General features: G+C 33.9%; 19 protein-coding genes. 11 read left to right on the top strand and 8 right to left on the bottom strand.

Annotated elements, in window-relative coordinates; genetic code table 11:
• The first annotated feature begins 138 nt into the window (after window positions 1-138).
• The 3 genes from R1T16_RS13835 to R1T16_RS13825 are packed head-to-tail and all read left to right on the top strand — an operon-like array spanning window position 139 to window position 1,677.
• The gene (locus R1T16_RS13835) at window positions 139-405 is read left to right on the top strand and encodes a helix-turn-helix transcriptional regulator (RefSeq protein ID WP_317501707.1); all 267 of its coding nucleotides are present in this window, start codon (window positions 139-141) and stop codon (window positions 403-405) included.
• Window positions 405-1,073 carry a BglII/BstYI family type II restriction endonuclease gene (locus tag R1T16_RS13830; protein WP_317501706.1) on the top strand — a complete coding sequence of 223 codons (669 nt, stop codon included), beginning with the start codon at window positions 405-407 and terminating at the stop codon, window positions 1,071-1,073. Before R1T16_RS13835 ends, R1T16_RS13830 begins: the two co-directional genes overlap by 1 nt.
• On the top strand, window positions 1,057-1,677 hold the full coding sequence (locus R1T16_RS13825; RefSeq protein WP_317501705.1) for a hypothetical protein: 621 nt from the start codon (window positions 1,057-1,059) through the stop codon (window positions 1,675-1,677). Before R1T16_RS13830 ends, R1T16_RS13825 begins: the two co-directional genes overlap by 17 nt.
• Here R1T16_RS13825 and dcm read toward each other — a convergent pair.
• Window positions 1,670-2,911 carry a DNA (cytosine-5-)-methyltransferase gene (gene dcm, locus R1T16_RS13820; protein WP_317501704.1) on the bottom strand — a complete coding sequence of 414 codons (1,242 nt, stop codon included), beginning with the start codon at window positions 2,909-2,911 and terminating at the stop codon, window positions 1,670-1,672. The genes R1T16_RS13825 and dcm overlap by 8 nt on opposite strands.
• 135 nt (window positions 2,912-3,046) lie before the next feature.
• Between dcm and R1T16_RS13815 the strand changes: the two genes are divergently transcribed.
• Window positions 3,047-3,472, top strand: a complete 426-nt coding sequence (locus tag R1T16_RS13815; protein ID WP_317501703.1) for a very short patch repair endonuclease — start codon at window positions 3,047-3,049, stop codon at window positions 3,470-3,472.
• A gap of 13 nt (window positions 3,473-3,485) precedes the next feature.
• Here R1T16_RS13815 and R1T16_RS13810 read toward each other — a convergent pair whose 3' ends face one another.
• On the bottom strand, window positions 3,486-3,701 hold the full coding sequence (locus R1T16_RS13810) for a helix-turn-helix transcriptional regulator (protein ID WP_317501702.1): 216 nt from the start codon (window positions 3,699-3,701) through the stop codon (window positions 3,486-3,488).
• 102 nt (window positions 3,702-3,803) lie between these two features.
• Between R1T16_RS13810 and R1T16_RS13805 the strand changes: the two genes are divergently transcribed.
• Window positions 3,804-4,349: a hypothetical protein gene (locus tag R1T16_RS13805; RefSeq protein ID WP_317501701.1), complete on the top strand. Its 546-nt coding sequence runs from the start codon at window positions 3,804-3,806 to the stop codon at window positions 4,347-4,349.
• A gap of 11 nt (window positions 4,350-4,360) precedes the next feature.
• Window positions 4,361-5,287, top strand: a complete 927-nt coding sequence (locus R1T16_RS13800) for a hypothetical protein (RefSeq protein ID WP_317501700.1) — start codon at window positions 4,361-4,363, stop codon at window positions 5,285-5,287.
• A gap of 46 nt (window positions 5,288-5,333) precedes the next feature.
• Here the strand turns inward: R1T16_RS13800 and R1T16_RS13795 are convergent, their stop codons facing one another.
• The gene (locus R1T16_RS13795) at window positions 5,334-6,725 is read right to left on the bottom strand and encodes a recombinase family protein (RefSeq protein WP_317501699.1); all 1,392 of its coding nucleotides are present in this window, start codon (window positions 6,723-6,725) and stop codon (window positions 5,334-5,336) included.
• Window positions 6,725-7,633: a ParB/RepB/Spo0J family partition protein gene (locus R1T16_RS13790; RefSeq protein WP_317501698.1), complete on the bottom strand. Its 909-nt coding sequence runs from the start codon at window positions 7,631-7,633 to the stop codon at window positions 6,725-6,727. The genes R1T16_RS13795 and R1T16_RS13790 overlap by 1 nt, the downstream gene beginning before the upstream one ends.
• Window positions 7,634-8,115: 482 nt before the next feature.
• Between R1T16_RS13790 and R1T16_RS13785 the strand changes: the two genes are divergently transcribed.
• The 3 genes from R1T16_RS13785 to R1T16_RS13775 are packed head-to-tail and all read left to right on the top strand — an operon-like array spanning window position 8,116 to window position 10,275.
• Window positions 8,116-9,399, top strand: a complete 1,284-nt coding sequence (locus R1T16_RS13785; protein WP_317501697.1) for a hypothetical protein — start codon at window positions 8,116-8,118, stop codon at window positions 9,397-9,399.
• Window positions 9,392-9,718: an STAS-like domain-containing protein gene (locus tag R1T16_RS13780; protein WP_317501696.1), complete on the top strand. Its 327-nt coding sequence runs from the start codon at window positions 9,392-9,394 to the stop codon at window positions 9,716-9,718. The genes R1T16_RS13785 and R1T16_RS13780 overlap by 8 nt, the downstream gene beginning before the upstream one ends.
• A gap of 35 nt (window positions 9,719-9,753) precedes the next feature.
• Window positions 9,754-10,275: a hypothetical protein gene (locus R1T16_RS13775; RefSeq protein WP_317501695.1), complete on the top strand. Its 522-nt coding sequence runs from the start codon at window positions 9,754-9,756 to the stop codon at window positions 10,273-10,275.
• Between the two features lie 119 nt (window positions 10,276-10,394).
• On the opposite strand, the gene R1T16_RS13770 is transcribed toward R1T16_RS13775, so the two are convergent.
• The 4 genes from R1T16_RS13770 to R1T16_RS13755 form a co-directional block, all read right to left on the bottom strand.
• Complete coding sequence (locus R1T16_RS13770) at window positions 10,395-11,621, bottom strand: BT4734/BF3469 family protein (RefSeq protein ID WP_317501694.1); 1,227 nt, start codon at window positions 11,619-11,621, stop codon at window positions 10,395-10,397.
• A gap of 123 nt (window positions 11,622-11,744) precedes the next feature.
• Window positions 11,745-12,050, bottom strand: a complete 306-nt coding sequence (locus tag R1T16_RS13765) for a helix-turn-helix domain-containing protein (RefSeq protein ID WP_317501693.1) — start codon at window positions 12,048-12,050, stop codon at window positions 11,745-11,747.
• 177 nt (window positions 12,051-12,227) lie between these two features.
• Window positions 12,228-13,238 carry a hypothetical protein gene (locus R1T16_RS13760; protein ID WP_317501692.1) on the bottom strand — a complete coding sequence of 337 codons (1,011 nt, stop codon included), beginning with the start codon at window positions 13,236-13,238 and terminating at the stop codon, window positions 12,228-12,230.
• A complete protein-coding gene (locus R1T16_RS13755) occupies window positions 13,239-14,519 on the bottom strand; it encodes a phage integrase SAM-like domain-containing protein (protein WP_317501691.1) in 1,281 nt (426 codons plus the stop codon).
• A 313-nt stretch (window positions 14,520-14,832) separates the two neighbouring features.
• On the opposite strand from R1T16_RS13755, the gene R1T16_RS13750 reads away from it, so the two are divergent.
• The gene (locus R1T16_RS13750) at window positions 14,833-15,123 is read left to right on the top strand and encodes an RHS repeat-associated core domain-containing protein (protein ID WP_317501690.1); all 291 of its coding nucleotides are present in this window, start codon (window positions 14,833-14,835) and stop codon (window positions 15,121-15,123) included.
• The gene (locus R1T16_RS13745; RefSeq protein ID WP_317501689.1) at window positions 15,087-15,683 is read left to right on the top strand and encodes a hypothetical protein; all 597 of its coding nucleotides are present in this window, start codon (window positions 15,087-15,089) and stop codon (window positions 15,681-15,683) included. Before R1T16_RS13750 ends, R1T16_RS13745 begins: the two co-directional genes overlap by 37 nt.
• Window positions 15,684-16,014: the final 331 nt, after the last annotated feature.

The following is a 16,014-nucleotide window of genomic DNA, read 5'->3' as shown; positions in this document are numbered from 1 at the left end:
TTTCCTTTCACTTCCTTAATGTCTTTTTCTGAAGTCCAAGGTATCGGATGTTGTATAAAGTCCATTTGTAAATATTTATTTACACTAAAGTAAGAAATATTTTTATTTCAAAAAGATAACTATTGGATATAATCCAGCATGGCTGACAATTGTCCGTTGTATTATAGGCAGCATTCTAAGATATTTACTGTTATGGAAATTAATAAGGCAATCGGAACAAAAATCAGGTCTATGCGATTGGAAAAAAAACTTTCACAGGAAAAGCTTGCAGGGTTGGCTGAAATAGACAGGACTTACATGCAAAGCATTGAAAAAGGAGAAAGGAATATTTCTGTTGCTATACTTTATAAGATAGCGAAGGCACTGGAACTTAAGATGTCTAACCTTTTAGAAAATATTGACTAATGAAATTCAGATACCATTCGTTTAGACATGCCGAAGCTATTTTTAATGAACCGGAGTTTACAGAACAGCTCGTTGAAATATTACAAATAGTTAACAGTATAACAGAAGATGAGCTTATAACTCGTCATGAGAGCTATGGTGCAAAAGATATAGAAAAGACACCTAAAAGCTTATCAGTCGCCCTAAATAGCATTTTTAAGGAAAGATTCACTGCTGCTGAATGGCATCAGGAATCAAAAATTTTTCAGGATAGTAACTATAAGGGAGAGACTTGGAGATTAGATTTTGCTAAAAAAGATGTATCAATAGAAGTCGCCTTTAACCATAGCACAGTAATCGCCTGGAACTTAATCAAGCCGGTATTAGCCAGTGAACTTAATCACGTTGAGAAAGCGATACAAACAAAATTGGGCGTTATAATTACAGCAACTGAAGCTCTCAAAAAACATGGCGGCTTTGACCCAGCTATTGGAACATATGAAAAATTCCTTGAGCACTTACCACCTTTAAATAATCTGCTTACAGTTCCCTTATTCATAATAGGATTAGATGCTCCAGATACATTTCATGTAAAAAAACATCAACATGCTCCAAGAAAAAAAATCGGGAAAATCATCATGAAAGAAATGCTTTTAAAAGACGCAACAGAAGATGATATCGAAATTTAACGAGGATTTAAGCAAAGAAGAGTTTTTAGGGCGCTATCTCGACTCTAAATACCCTGAGCTGTTTCCAACTTGCAAAATGCAAAGAGTTACAGAAAAAACCCTTCAACATAAAGGGGTCGACATCATTATAACTACTCGTGGCAAATCCTATAATGTAGATGAGAAGGCGCAGCTTGATTACCTCAATAAAAGCCTCCCAACTTTTGCATTTGAAATTTCCTATTTGAAGGAAGGACAGGAAAAATTGGGTTGGTTATTAGATGAATCTAAAATCACGGATAAGTATTTTTTAATAACAGGCATCTACCTTAACACAGCTAATGACTACAGGCAGGGAATCAAGAGCTGTAAAATAACATCCGTTGACCGGGCGGGGCTTTTAGATTTGCTGAACACCAAAGGTTTGACAAAGTCTGAAATTATGGGTGTCAATGGCGGCATGAGAGACAAAGGTGTTGATGGAAGATTTGAAATAGAACAACTGCATCCTGAGAATGAAGGTCGATTTCATTTCTCAAAATCTTTGAAAGCGGAACAACCTATTAATATCGTACTGTACTTAAAATACTTAGTAGATTTAGGGGTTGCTAAAAGCATTACTTAAACAATCTCTCTGCCAATTCTTTTGCGATTCGTTCAACAATCCCAACAACTAATGCATTCCCCATTAAAAATGCTCTCTTTGTGTCAGATACTCCTTTTATGAGAGTGTGATTGTCAGGAAACATATTTAATCTTTCAAGCTCGATTGGAGTAAGTCTCCTAAGCCCTTTGTTAGTTGATATAACATGTTTAAATCTTGAAGGGGATTTGCCTCCCTCTCCAGTGATAATCGTTCGTGAAGGCTCATCAAGCAAATCTGGAAATATCATTGAACCCTCAGCGTAATTATACTCATATCCATTGCTGGTTTTCCTTACTTCCTTTTTTGCTCCTTTTAAATATGACCATTTGTCTACATCCTCATCAGGTATATAGTATTCTAAAGGGATTGTTGCTTCATTAACTAAAACATCCCTTAAGGTAGTTTTTAAGCCTTCATATGCAGGCTTCACTTTAGCTGTATATATCTTACCCTTAAAGATAACACCCGAATTCATAAATTGAGATACCTTGTCTCCGATACCAAATTTGTCGCTAATTTTTGTTACATCCCCATCCAAGTCGAAATATCTCTCAGCTTCATTAGTCTGTAGAACCGGAAAGGCATTTGCAAGAATCCCCTCAGAATTTACCCATTGGTCTAAATCAGTCTTATGTAGGGCTTTATATAGCTCAGTTGATTTGTGATAGCCAATGAAAAACACTCGTCTTCTTCTCTGAGGAAATCCATACTCAGAAGCATTTATAACTCGCCATTCAACCGCATATCCTAAATCATCTAAACATTTTAACATTACAGCAAAATCCCTTCCTCTTTGATTGCTCGGAGACTTTAAAAGGCGGTCGACATTTTCAAGCAAAAGGTATTTTGGCTTAACCTTCTTCTCATTGAGTATTCGATGTATTGACCACCATAGCACCCCTTTTTTTCCTAAGAGACCTTTGGAGTTTTTCAATGTAGTGGCTACGGAATAATCCTGGCAAGGAAATCCGCCTACTAATAATTCGTGGTCTGGTATATCTTTTACTTCAACTTCTTCAATATTTTCATTGCAATGATTCTTAGTGCCCCATGTATTCTCATATACCATCGAAGCATGTTGAGTCTTTGTTGAAGGCTCCCATTGGTTACTCCATACAATATTGAATAAGTCTTTATTTAGCTTTTCATTTGCTCTCTCTATACCAATACGGAATCCACCTACACCGGCAAATAGCTCAATCGTTCTTATCATAAAAGGTTTTGTGATGTCAATTGCAAATATAGGATATAGGCATTGACTAACATAATTATATTAGCAGTTAATGTCGTGTTATCTTTGATTAATCCCCAACATATATTTTATATCTTAGATAATAAAAGAATTGTGATGGACAAGTTTAGCAAAGAGAAAAGGAGCTTCATCATGAGCCGAATTAAGGGCAAGGACACTAAAGACGAAAAGCTTTTAGCCAAAGCTCTTTGGGCGAGAGGTCACAGGTATCGAAAAAACAACAAGAAGGTGTTTGGCACTCCTGACCTGACATTTAGAAAGCATAAAATTGCCATATTTGTTGATGGCGAATTTTTTCATGGTTATAATTGGCACGAGAGACGAGATAAAATACAATCTAATCGTGACTACTGGATACCAAAGATTGAGAGAAACATGCAAAGAGACCGTGATGTAAATCATTTTCTATTAGAAAATGGATGGAGAGTAATCAGGTTTTGGGGAAGCTTCATTAAAAAGAACTTAGCAGAGTGTATAGCTATAATTGAAGCCGAGATTAACTCAGTCTCTTCTGTATCATAAAGCAAGTCTTAAGTCATACTCCTTTAAATAACTCCCCTACTTCGACCTCCAGTGCCTTCGCTATCCTGACTGCCTTTTCGATGCCCATTTCCATAACTGCATTTTGATACTTGCGAAATGTTTCAACATCCATATTGGCATTTGAAGCTACAATTCGAACCTTGAGATTCTTGGCTTTAATGATATCTTTTATATTCTGCCCGACTATTTTAGACACTTCATTTTTCATAACTATAAAGAACCATTAATCATGCTTTTAAGTCAATGATGTAAAGTGCGTGCATTATACTTCTGTTTTTTATATATTTGTCACAACCATAAATTTCGCAATATGAAAAAAATAGTATTATTCTTATTTACATTGACACTTTTAAGTTGTTCAGGCTCTGACGATAGTTCAAGTGTTGAGCAGCTTAATAACAACCTCTTTAAGATTAACAGCACTACTTATGGACTGACAAATGCTAACATCAATAGACAGCCTTTAGGGGATGGAACAGTATTTTTCATTACTCTAACCAATGCTGAAGTATCGACCAGTGCAGATGGCACTCAAGCCATTGTTGCTGATAACTTAACACATTTAGCAAGCTTTACGCTTGTTATGCATGATGCAATGAATCAACTACCCACAGGAACTTTCAACTTTAAAGGCAACTACGGCTTTGATGCTTATTCTATTCAGGACAACATTGTTGTTGAAGGTGGTAAAATCACGTCCAGAAATGTAGTTTCAAATGAAAGCGACTTAATCAATCAGGATGCACGTATAATAATTACAAAGACTGGAGATACATATAACTTCAATTTTAACCTGACAACCTCATTAGGCATCATTCAGGGACAGTATACAGGGTCAGCAACTAAGAACTACTAAGAACTACAGATATGAAAAAGCTGTTTGCACTATTGTTTTGTGTTTATGGGGTGTCAAGCATTGCCCAGACTACCACAGAGAAGTATAATTCTCTAATGAGCCGATACGAGTACTATAATTCTTCAGGAACTATGGTAGGCTACAAAACCTATGATAGCTTAACGCAGACATGGAACTATTATGAGATTAAGCAACCAACACAAACACAGTCAACTTATCAATATGTTGAGCCTGTCAATCTGAAGTTAGTTAATCAAGCCTTGGCAACAAAGCAAGCTCGTTACGATGCAAACACTAAGAGTGTGCAGGATGCAATAAATATCTTACGGAGCAATGTAAACAATTCATCTTATATCCAGACAGTAAAAAATAATTGTATCTCAGCATTCAATGAGAAGTGTGTAGCTGTGTTAAATGCAAACACTTATGATTATACAAATAGTAAGACTACAGAGATAATAAACTGGCTGTCTGATAGCATGAGTAACTTTATAAACCATTATGTACAGCAAGAAAAGCAGACTGTATTGATTGAAGAACAAAAAAGAAAGGAGCTAACCAGTCAGATAGCAAACGAAATGAACTATAATGTCGGGGGCTTTACTACAAATGATGTTACTGAAGAAAAATATAACCCATATACTAAGACCTATGAAATTGTAAGCAAAGACACTTCGCTTACTAAAGTCTATTTTGACATAGGCTACCTCCATTATTTTAGACAGGCGTACAGTGGTTGGAGATTATATACATGGAAATATACCCACGCTGCCGATAATTACCACATCATTACTGATATTAATACGGGAACTCAAATAGAAATTGGCAAATTGTTTGACTGGATAATATTCTCAGAACAAAAAGTTGGTGATGTATATACGAAAAGATACATCTATCGAAACTTAAAAAAGGATAAAACGGTTGTGCCCAAATACTGAGATTAACAAATCTTTAATTCCCGCTCACAAGGCGAATTTTTTTATTTCATATCGTAGGATACTTCTTATTGTATTTCTTGCAGGAGGTTTTAAGCTGGTGGATTAGTAATTTAGTAGTTTCTTCAATTCTACTACTTTCTATTTTTGAAGCATTATACAAATGGTTATTCTTAGAAAGGATAAGATAGTTTGAGAGGGTAAAATCTTTTATAGAAAGTAAAAAAAAGTCATCTATCATTTTCTTCGTGTCTGGAACAACACTTACAGCCAAAACATTGTCAAATCTTCTATTTTTTTCCGTAATTAAAAAGCAATACAACGGGGTATCATTGTTCTCATGCCTTATACTGAAAATAATTGGTAGTTCCGATAAAACTTCATAAGCTTCAAAATACAACAACCCTATATTCAGTAACCATTGAAATATATCATTCCTAACTAATTTCCTTGCGTGTTTAATAGCATTAATCCCTTTTCTATAATTACTGGGAAACATCCAGTATAATCGTTCTTGACTATCTTTAAAGATTTTCTCATTTACAACTGCTTTAAACGCATTAGGCACTATTACCCATTCTGAGCGAGGATTTCTATGCGATTTCTGCTTTAACCTCCCCCAAGTTTTGTTATAAATACGAGTACCTACATAAGTTTCGTTATTAAGAATTTTTACCACCTTTGACTTATCCCATAACTTATTATTGGCTGACAACACATTTTTTTTATTTAAGTATCCGACAATATCATGTATCTCGTATTGCTCATTTACAAACAAATCAAATATTTCTTTTACGGTTTCCGTTGTTTCATCGCCTCTTGGGGTAAAAGAAACTCTTTCATTTGCAATTTGCTTGTGTTCTCCCATATTTAAAATACGGATTGGTTTTTTGTTTACATCGAGCAACTGTCGCACCATCCCATAGGCTGCCGTCCCACCTGCTGAATAGCCTTGTTCTGAAACTTTTATACATCCATAAAAAACTTTTTCACTCAGTTGCCGACTATATTCTGCCGCCATATATCTTTGAAGAGAAGTCTCTAAACTCGAAATAAGTGGATTATTGGCGTCGGGAAATCCTCTGGAAACATACACCACTTCCTTTCCAAATTTCGTACATAGGTGAGTATAGTACGCTGCTTGGTCTTGGTCTTGAAATCGCCCCCACCGTGAGACGTCATAAACAAGCACATAGTCAAAAGGTATGGCATTTGAATTTTCAATCCAATTTGTGAACAGGCGTTCAAATCCGGGTCGGCTGGCAAGCAGTCCACTTTTTCCTTCGTCCGCTTCTTCATGAATAATTTTTATGTTATTGTCACGAGCAAACCGCTCAGTGTACTGCCGTTGAATAGCTACTGAGTTTTCTTGTTTATCCTCTGCTGAATGTCGATAATAAGCAATCGCTTTCTTATCAACTTGTTTAAAAGCACCTAACATTAGTACATAAAAGTTTCCATAAGCTTATATAGTTCTGTAAATGCTGTTTGTTCTTTTTCAGTCAATTTCATGTCTACATTCTTTTTCCCACTTAATTCTTTTATTAAACTCTGAATTTGGGTTGATATACCTGACAGTCGTGTCAACTCACTTAAATGTTGCACAGACATTTTAGGTTCTGAAAGAAACTGCTCGATATAATCTTCGTGTAAGGAAGCTGTCATAAAAACCCCTGACAGGAGAGAAAAATCACGTTGTCTATACAATAGGTTATCGCTTATTTTTTCAAAGAGGATTTTTACAATGTCATCTATCTGAAACTGTTTGATTCTTCTTAGGTTTTTCAGCACTCGGATAAAACCTATTCGTTGATACTCTTTAAGATTATATTGAGACATCAATTCCAGATAATCCATTCTTGTGTTTCTTAAATCTTCGAAATGGTATAGGTTTTTTTGAGTTATGCCGATTAAATCAGCAATTTCTTTTGGACTTGCTTTTTGATACTCAGTTTTAATTCTATTAATCGCATTTGCTTTTTCGATAGGTCGCCAGCTTCTACGATTATTTTGCATTTCGTATCTCCGAGCCTCAAATTCCCCATCGTTCATTTTTGGGTATATGCGACATGGAACTGTCTTAAATTCCAATTCTTTCGCACAAGCAAACCTTCTATGCCCATCCATAATAATGTATCGCTCTGGAGTAAGCTCACTCACTTTAATAGGCTCTTCTATTCCATAGCGCTTGATTGACTTTAGAAGATGAGAATGGTCACCTCCACCCCTCAATTCAAAGATTTTACGTGGTTGGTTAGGGTCTGTTTCAACTACATCAACAGGTAGCTCCAGAAATGTAAGTGGATAAGACTTAAAAGTGTCAATCAAGTTATTGCTGTCTTCACTCATAATAATACTGTTTTAGTTTTTGACGTAACTTATGAATCAGAAATATACCATCTGTATTTCAGTTAGTTATAAAAATTAGATTAAGCTTCGGTTAATAAAGTGGAAGAAATATGTAATTTCAGGAGAAGTTAGAGAATATCTTTATAAAGTAATTGTCATTAGCATAATAGACAAACAGAACAAAACAGGAATATAATTAAGATATCACTGTAGAATATTTATAAGGCTGCTAAGATGTCGGCTTAATAAAAACCATCTTGGAAGTCTTGTTTCGACTTTTCAATTTTGGTATGTGAAAAAATTAAATAACTTTACTTGGATAAGCATCATAATAATCAACAACACATTATTAATTTATTAATAATAACATTCATTTGAAAGACACGTACACATCTCTGAAGTTATCACTCAAAAGACATAGAAGAAATCTAAGGAGTAAGAAGAAAAAAAAACTACGCCGATACGAATATAATAATGACTACTTGACCCTGAAAAAAGAGCTGCAGGGTGATTTTTCATATGAAAATCAATTAGTAAAGTGGTTGCCTTATAACTTAACATATATACTCACGCATGAGCAAGCAAAATTTTTTGAAGACGTTGCTTTAACTTCTTCGTTTAGCGATTTGTATACTGTAAAAGTCCCAAAAAACTTTTGTCTTATCTCAAACTCGAAAATATCTTATAAATTTATTAAGGAACTAACGGCAGTTCTTTTGTCGGACAGATATCGGCAGGTTGAAATCGATTACCACGATTGTAAATCTATTGATTTATCAGCGCAAATTTTTATGGATATTATCCTACAGGATATTCACAGATTTATAAATAAACGCAATAGGCATAGGAAAACTCGAGCCTTTATAAAAGGCATGTCTGGAATCAATATAACAAACCCTGACATTCAAAAAATTTTATTTTCAGTCGGCTCGCCAGCAATAATCCATAAAAAAACTCATTACTTTAGTGATATTGTTACCTATAAGCTATGCACTCATAATAAAGCCTCTGCAAAAATAGAGAATGCAAAACGTAAAGAAATCGATACTACAGAATTGGTAGAGTATGTAATTGCATCACTTAAGACTTTAAATAAAACCCTCACAGGAGATAGTTTGGAAGATTTAAGTACTGTTATTGGTGAAATTTTGATTAACGCAGAAGAACATTCTACTACAAATTATAGGTTTTCAACCGGCTACTTTCAAAAAATTGATAACGAAAAGTTAGACAGTGCTTACGGAATTTTCCATTTAGTTATAATGAATTTTGGAGAGTCTATATATGAAAAGTTCCTATCTCCAGAGTGTACCAACACTGCAATATTATCAAAAATGAAAACGTTATCTCAAAAGTATACTGTAAATAATTGGTTTACTCAAAAGTTTGAAGAGGAAACATTATGGACATTATATGCATTGCAGGAGGGCATAACGTCAGTTTCCACTACTAAGTATAGAAGGGGTAATGGCTCAATTAGATTTATCGAAAGCTTCTTTAATTTAAAGAGTTTAGATAGTGAGGATGATAAAATTTCGAGATTATCCATCCTTTCCGGGAATACAAATATTATCTTTGATGGTAAATATAAAATATCTGAGAAAATTGTTGGCGCCGAAAAATTTAAGGTTATGACTTTTAATTCAAGTGGTAATATTGAAGACAAGCCAAATAAAAAATATGTAAAAAGGGCTTCAAATTATTTCCCAGGAACAATTATTACTGCAAAAATATTAATTTCTAAAGATGACATCGAAAATGAATAATGTTATAGATTTAGAGCTGTTTAGAACTCCTCAATCAAAAATTTTTACTGGTAGGGATAGGGGTGAGCAAGTCCGTGTTGAATCGGGAATTGATGAACTTAGTAAGTCTTTCGATACCATTGAATTTATAATACCAGATAATCTCTTTTCTATAAATCCCTCTTTTTTTGAAGAGTTGTTTGTAAATGTTGTTACTGAACTTGGGGAAGAACGTTTTTTTAGGAAATTTCATTTTACTAACAGAGGCTCATATTCTTATGAAAAACCACTCAGGGAGGCAATCAATCGAATCCTACGAGAAAATACAGCTTTGGATTAATGTTTATTGATGTCGAAGTTGTACTTTACAAGTGCATGTCCGCTGGAGAAGATTCTGGTTTATTAGACGGAGCTGACAAAGTTGCCAATATAGTAATAGCCACCTGTACATTTTTCTTTTCTATCTATATATACTATAAAACATTTAAGAGAGACGAAACTAAAGATGCTGAAAATAAAAGATTAGAGCTGTTCAAAACGTTGATATTAGAGCATAACTTATCACATTTTTATGCTTTTTTCGATAACATTATTAGCCATTCAAATGTCCTTCTAACTCGAGTGCTAACACCACAGGAGAAGATGGCTATCAACGACAATTACCTTGATGAACTTCATAATTTTAGAATGAGATTCTATGATATGATAATGGCTATTGATGCAGACTTGTATTCATCAATCAAAAATGAATCAGATAATCTTGTGGACGAACTAACAGCTCATTTATCAAGCTCAACACTTAGCCTTCATTTACCTTCCGTTTACCAACACAACATTATTACTACTGTAAGCAGATATAGGACGAGCATTTTAAAAAAGATGTACGAGTTTAAATAATTGTATCCCCTATAAAGTGTGTATGTTCGAGAATGATGTGCAAGTGATAAGAAATAGAGGCATTATAACTTAATAAAAGCAGGGTTAACCTAAATACTGGCAACCCTGCTTCCGGTTCTTTATTCTCGCTCTAAGAAATCAATATAGCTTCGGAATTCGTTCCAATATCTCTTTATTGTAGACAAGCTCATTCCAGTTTTTTCGGTTATACTTTTCTGAGTTATTTCGCCATCAATAATAAAGTTCCAAGCTTCTAAGGCTTTATATATTTTTTGTCTGGTTTTAGAACGTTGTATCTGTCCTAATTCTCTATTTACAATATCCATCTTCTCTTTTCTTGTAAACTTCATTGCCGGGTTAAACAAGATTCTCCTTTCCTCATTGTAGTGCATCTTTAAAGTATTACTTCTACGACCATTTATCACACTGTCGACTGTCTTATTTATTTCTTCATTACTAAGCTTCGGATACATATTTCTATTAATCAATTGTCCCAGAGAGCGTAGAAATCCTGAACCCTTATTTAAATTTAGCAAAGCGAATTGCGATAAAATCTGATATAGAGTTGCGTTCCTTGCACCCTGAAAAATTTTTTGGGGTATATACGGATTACATATAAATTCCTTTTCCTTAAATACAATATAAGGTGTATCATCAATAAAATAGCTATCTATGTTATTGTATCTGATATCTGAGCCGTTAGAAAAGGTGTCACACGTATCTATACATTCTTTCTCTTTTTTTAGATGGTTTGATACCTTAGTTTCTAAACAATTAAACTCCTTAGAGCATTCATTGAAGTACAGGTCAGGGTCATAGCTTAAAATAGTTTGCTGTGTGGCTTTTGCTGCATGTACATCTACCCTAATACCTATCTCCTGAGCTACTTGCAGGTAAGTTTCCTTAAAGTTCAAGAGGTTTAAGTTTTTCACTTTGACAAGTATAGCATAACCTGTTCCAGACAAAGATTTCCACTTTGCAAAAATGTACTCACTATCTGGGATAGCGTCTACATCGTCTACGTCCAAGTACAAGAAACCTGTAGGTTCGGTTATGTTGCTATTGTTTGCGTAATTTTCGAATATGAAGTTAAACCTAAAGGTTGGTAAAATTTCAGTCTTTATTTTTTGATATTGTTCGCTCTTCTTCCCAAATTCTCTGGCTTTCAATATCCAAACACGTGACTTATCACCATGTTTAATTGAGGTTAGAACTTCTTTAATAGATATCACCTTATCAATCTTCGGTTTGTTCGCTGCCACATAAGTTGTAACTTCTACAGATAGTGGACTTTTGTTATTCGCATCTCTGCAAGATGGATTGCTGACTACATTAATATGTTTCATTTTCGTTTTTGTTAATAGACATAGGAATACCTCCACGGTATTTAAATCCGTGTCATAGTTTATAATAAATTCTTGATTTGGGCTGCGCAGCCGGTAGATATACCTTAAAAGGTATGATGGTGTTTAAGCAACTTGCTTAGAGGGTAATTTTCGTGGGTGCAATAGAGTGAGTGCGTCAAGTAGCTCAGACTTTTTGTAATATCTTTTACCAGAAGTGCCATAGGCTTTTATTTTTCCCTTGTTTGTCCATTCCCATAAGGTAGAACTATCAATTTGCAGGAACTCGTATGCCTGTTTTCTGGTTAGTAATTCTACATCACTGCATGGTTGTAGATTTTGAATGATAGCTGTAACTGCCTCCTTTACACTTTGTGTAATTAATCCCTGTAGCTCATATGGCTGCATGTGGATGATTTTAATTTCCGTCATTTTAATATTATTTATTTTATTACAGCGAAATTACGACAAAATTAAAATTTACGGAAAAAAGGGGACTAAGGTTAATGATAATTTAGTTTGTAAATAGCAGTTAATCAGGTTATTTACTATATGTTTAGATAGAGTATAAAGATAATAAATTTATAAAGGGGACTAAAAAGAGACTAATTATAAGAAGAAATACTCCCCTTCAACTCTATGAAGCTTTGCTCTCTTTGATGGCTTGTCAAGACTTGAACCTTCATGAAAATTATATAAGTCTCTAAGTTTTTTAACCCCTTTTGTTTTGTTACTGTAAGCGGTTCGGAATAATTTCTTGTTTTCGCAAAATTGATAGAACTTTACAAATAGGATTGGAGTTTGAATCCAGGAATTATTATCTCTATTTATGAAATGTCTTTCCATCAATTTCTTCTCGTAAACGAGATAGGTATTGAGTTTTGCATCATTTTCAAAGAGGTCGTTTAATATTTCTGCTTTGGAGGGCTTCTTATCTAATAGCTTGCTATATGTGCCATTGAGGTGTAGTACATAAAATTCTAAGTTAGTATTTATGTTTGCAAGGACTTCATTCAGTTTACTATTAATGATTGAAGCACATATTTTTAAATGTGGTTTAGCTCGACTGTTTAGTAGTTCATTATTTTTGATTATTGCCCTATTTAACAGTGAGATAAATCGACTTAAGATAGTTAAGCGGTGTTCAAGGTCAATCTCTTCATTTAAGACATACGAAATCACATTATCAAACTCTTCTATTGGATACTCTTCATAGATGTCCCGTAAAAGGTCACTGGCGTTTATTTCCATTTGAAAAGATTTGATAGCACTAATCATGACATCTTTTTCATAATCATCCAGTGAAGATTGTTCTATAAATTTTATGGATGCAATCTTATAATCACTGTCATAATATGTTGAAAAAGGTAATAAGTGAAATGTAGACCAACTATCAGTATCTTTAATTTCTAAACTGTTAGCAATTCCTGTTAAGATGTCAGGAAGCTTCTTACTATCAAAATCATTAAATTTTTTTAGTATGATTAAATCTTTCTTAATGAACTGTCGCTTAACTGACTGATAATTATGGAAAGATAAGAAATCAGATATAAATATTGATATCCCCTCTATTCCGCCGGTGAGGTATTTTTCTGCTTTTTTTATAATGTCTGCTTCCATCTATCCAAAATATGTATCCATTTCTATTGCCATATCCTTGTTGCTTTTTCCAATGTAATTTAAGAACATTGTTTCCGTACTATGACCTGTCACATATTTCAGATATGATGTAGGCACTTTTCCATAAAAATTTGTAGCAAATGACCTCCTTCCAATATGGGATGTGATAAGTTCCCATTTTTCATAAATTCCAGTCTTACTTCTGAATACTTGGCTTTTAGGTTCTGTTTCAGAGTGTATGCTGCCTTTTATCTTTTGATTTATCCCGGCTATCTTACAAACTTTCTTTATGAACTCATTATAACGTTGGGCTGATATGCTGTATGGAAAATTTCCATCTCTCTTATTTAAGGTTTCTAATACTTCTTTTAGTAGAAGTATGGTCATTAGTTTTCCAGTTTTTTTCTGTGTAAATTCAATAAGGCGCAATTCCTTAGTTTCTTTGGTTTTTGGGTCAATCTTATCTTCCGTTCTTATCATATCTTTGGTAAATCGCATAAAATCAGATACACGTTGACCTGTATAACAAGAGATTATAAGCCAGTCTCTTGCATTTTGTAAACTATCACTGAGTTTACTCTCATCAATATTTTTAATCATGGCTAATTCTTGAACGGTCAGATATATTTTTTCCGATTTTTCCTTATCGACTTTGATACTGTCGAGTTGAGAACTCGTTTCTACCCCCATATAACGAGCATGTCTACAAAAGGTTTTAATAAATGAAAGCTCTCTCTGGATAGTATTCTGAGCATAATTTTCTTTATGGTAGAAATCAACAAACTCATTTTTGAACCTGTCATTTATATCTTTAATATAAATTGGCTTTTTTCTCTGCTTTTGTAGCTTTTCCATCTTCTTTCTTATAACAGTAAATTTTTGGATAGAAGAACTTTTTAACTCATGCCTTCGGTAGCTAATGTAGAAATCTATGTATTCTACTAAGGTATTGGGAGTCTCCTCATCTTTATGAGGGTTGTAATAAAGCTCCAGAATATTAATTAGCCATTCTTTATCTACTAACTCCGGCTTGGTCGCGTCGAAAGCAGTAAGAATAAATGTGCTTATCTTATTCATTTCTGCTAAAACGTCTGCTTTTAGATTAGCATCGTCAATATCTCTTACCCTTTTATTGTGTATATTGTTCCAGTAATGTTTCGTTACTACAAGTTTTGAATTGGTGGCAATATTTTCGTCTTTACCGTTTAATCTGTACAGCAGACGGATGTTTAACTTGGCAGAATCTTTCTTTGAGCGATATAAAAAATTAACTGAAGCCATAATATAAATTTTACCATACAAATATAAAAATAATGTACGATATTTGTACGGTAATGTCAAAATATAACCAAATACATCCAAATAATTACAAACAAAAAGTAAGCTGTTTTGTTTGTAAACCTTTGTTTTACTGATACATTTTAGGTGATTTACAGCTATACTGTAAAATATCAATTTTGGGCGTATGCAGTCCCTTCCTCTCTGCTGAATAAAAACCCTGTAAGATTATTTTTATCTTGCAGGGTTTTTATTTTTTTATCAATTTTATGCGGAGTTTGAAGAAGGCCCAAGCGGAATGTACAAAATGAGCGAGATGGACTGGAGGCATTATGACCCGTTTTTAGGAAGGTTTAATGCCGTTGATAAGTTGGCTGAAAATACATTTGGATTATCTAATTACGTTTTTGCTAACGACAATCCGATTCTTTTTTCTGATCCGAGTGGCTTGGCTGGTATTCAAACCAATTATGGAGTAGATTCATTTGGAAGGAATAGATTTGATGATTATGGTACCTTTATTACGCCTGATGACAGGGGGGGGCTGTTTCATTTGATATGGCAAGCTATATGGGTGGAGGTAACGGTTATAGAGGTCCAAGATTAGGAGGTATAGGATCAGGTGCCTATAATAGTATAGGAGGTTATGGAGATGTTTATTACAGGGACTCAATTACAGGAAACATTTATGCATATATGATCTCGGGTATTCCTATCCCTTCGGATATTCCTGGGGCATATAAAAATTCAGGGCTTTTGTTGACTAGAGAGAAAATAATGATTGGTAATGAGACAAGTATTAGTGTTGTAACTCCGAACTTCATGAAGGTGTCAGAAGTAGCAGGTAATGCTTTAGGTGTCGCAGACCTAATACACGCATCAAAAGTCGGAAATTGGTTAAGGAGTGGTAGAGCTGCATCTTCGTTTTTAAAAACATCATTTAAATACACAGGAAATGCACTTGGGGCTTTAGGAATGCTTTATACAACATATCAATATTTTAATAAGGAAATCAATTCTAATGAAGCAATAGTGGATCTGTTTATGGCGGGTATAGGTATGTCAGGTAATCCATATGCCGTTTCGGCTAGTCTTGCGTATTTTATTGGGAAAGGAATCTATGAATATTCCACAGGTAATACATTATTTGACAAACCTCAAAATTAAATGAAAAGAGCTTATAATTACTTTCAATTTAGAATTTATACTTATTACAGAGACAAAAATAACAATGATAGTGAAAATCTTCTTGTTTTTTATACTACTAGCGTGATGACGCTCATAACTCTCATTAATTTTATGTGGATTTACTATTTACTTATATTATTAGATAGTTTTCCTGATTCGTCAAATAAATATTATTTACTTTTAAGTTTTTGTGTTGTTTTTGTGTTACACTATTTAAATATAAAGAGTAAAAAATTCTTAAACGTAGGTTTTAAAAAAGATGTAATGGGAGGATGGATGGTAATTGGAATATTTGTTTTAACTGGGATAA

The sequence above is a fragment of the Flavobacterium sp. DG1-102-2 genome (assembly GCF_033042555.1).
Classification (GTDB): domain Bacteria; phylum Bacteroidota; class Bacteroidia; order Flavobacteriales; family Flavobacteriaceae; genus Flavobacterium.
Note: the sequence above shows the minus strand (reverse complement) of the source record. Positions and strands in the feature narration are given on the sequence as shown.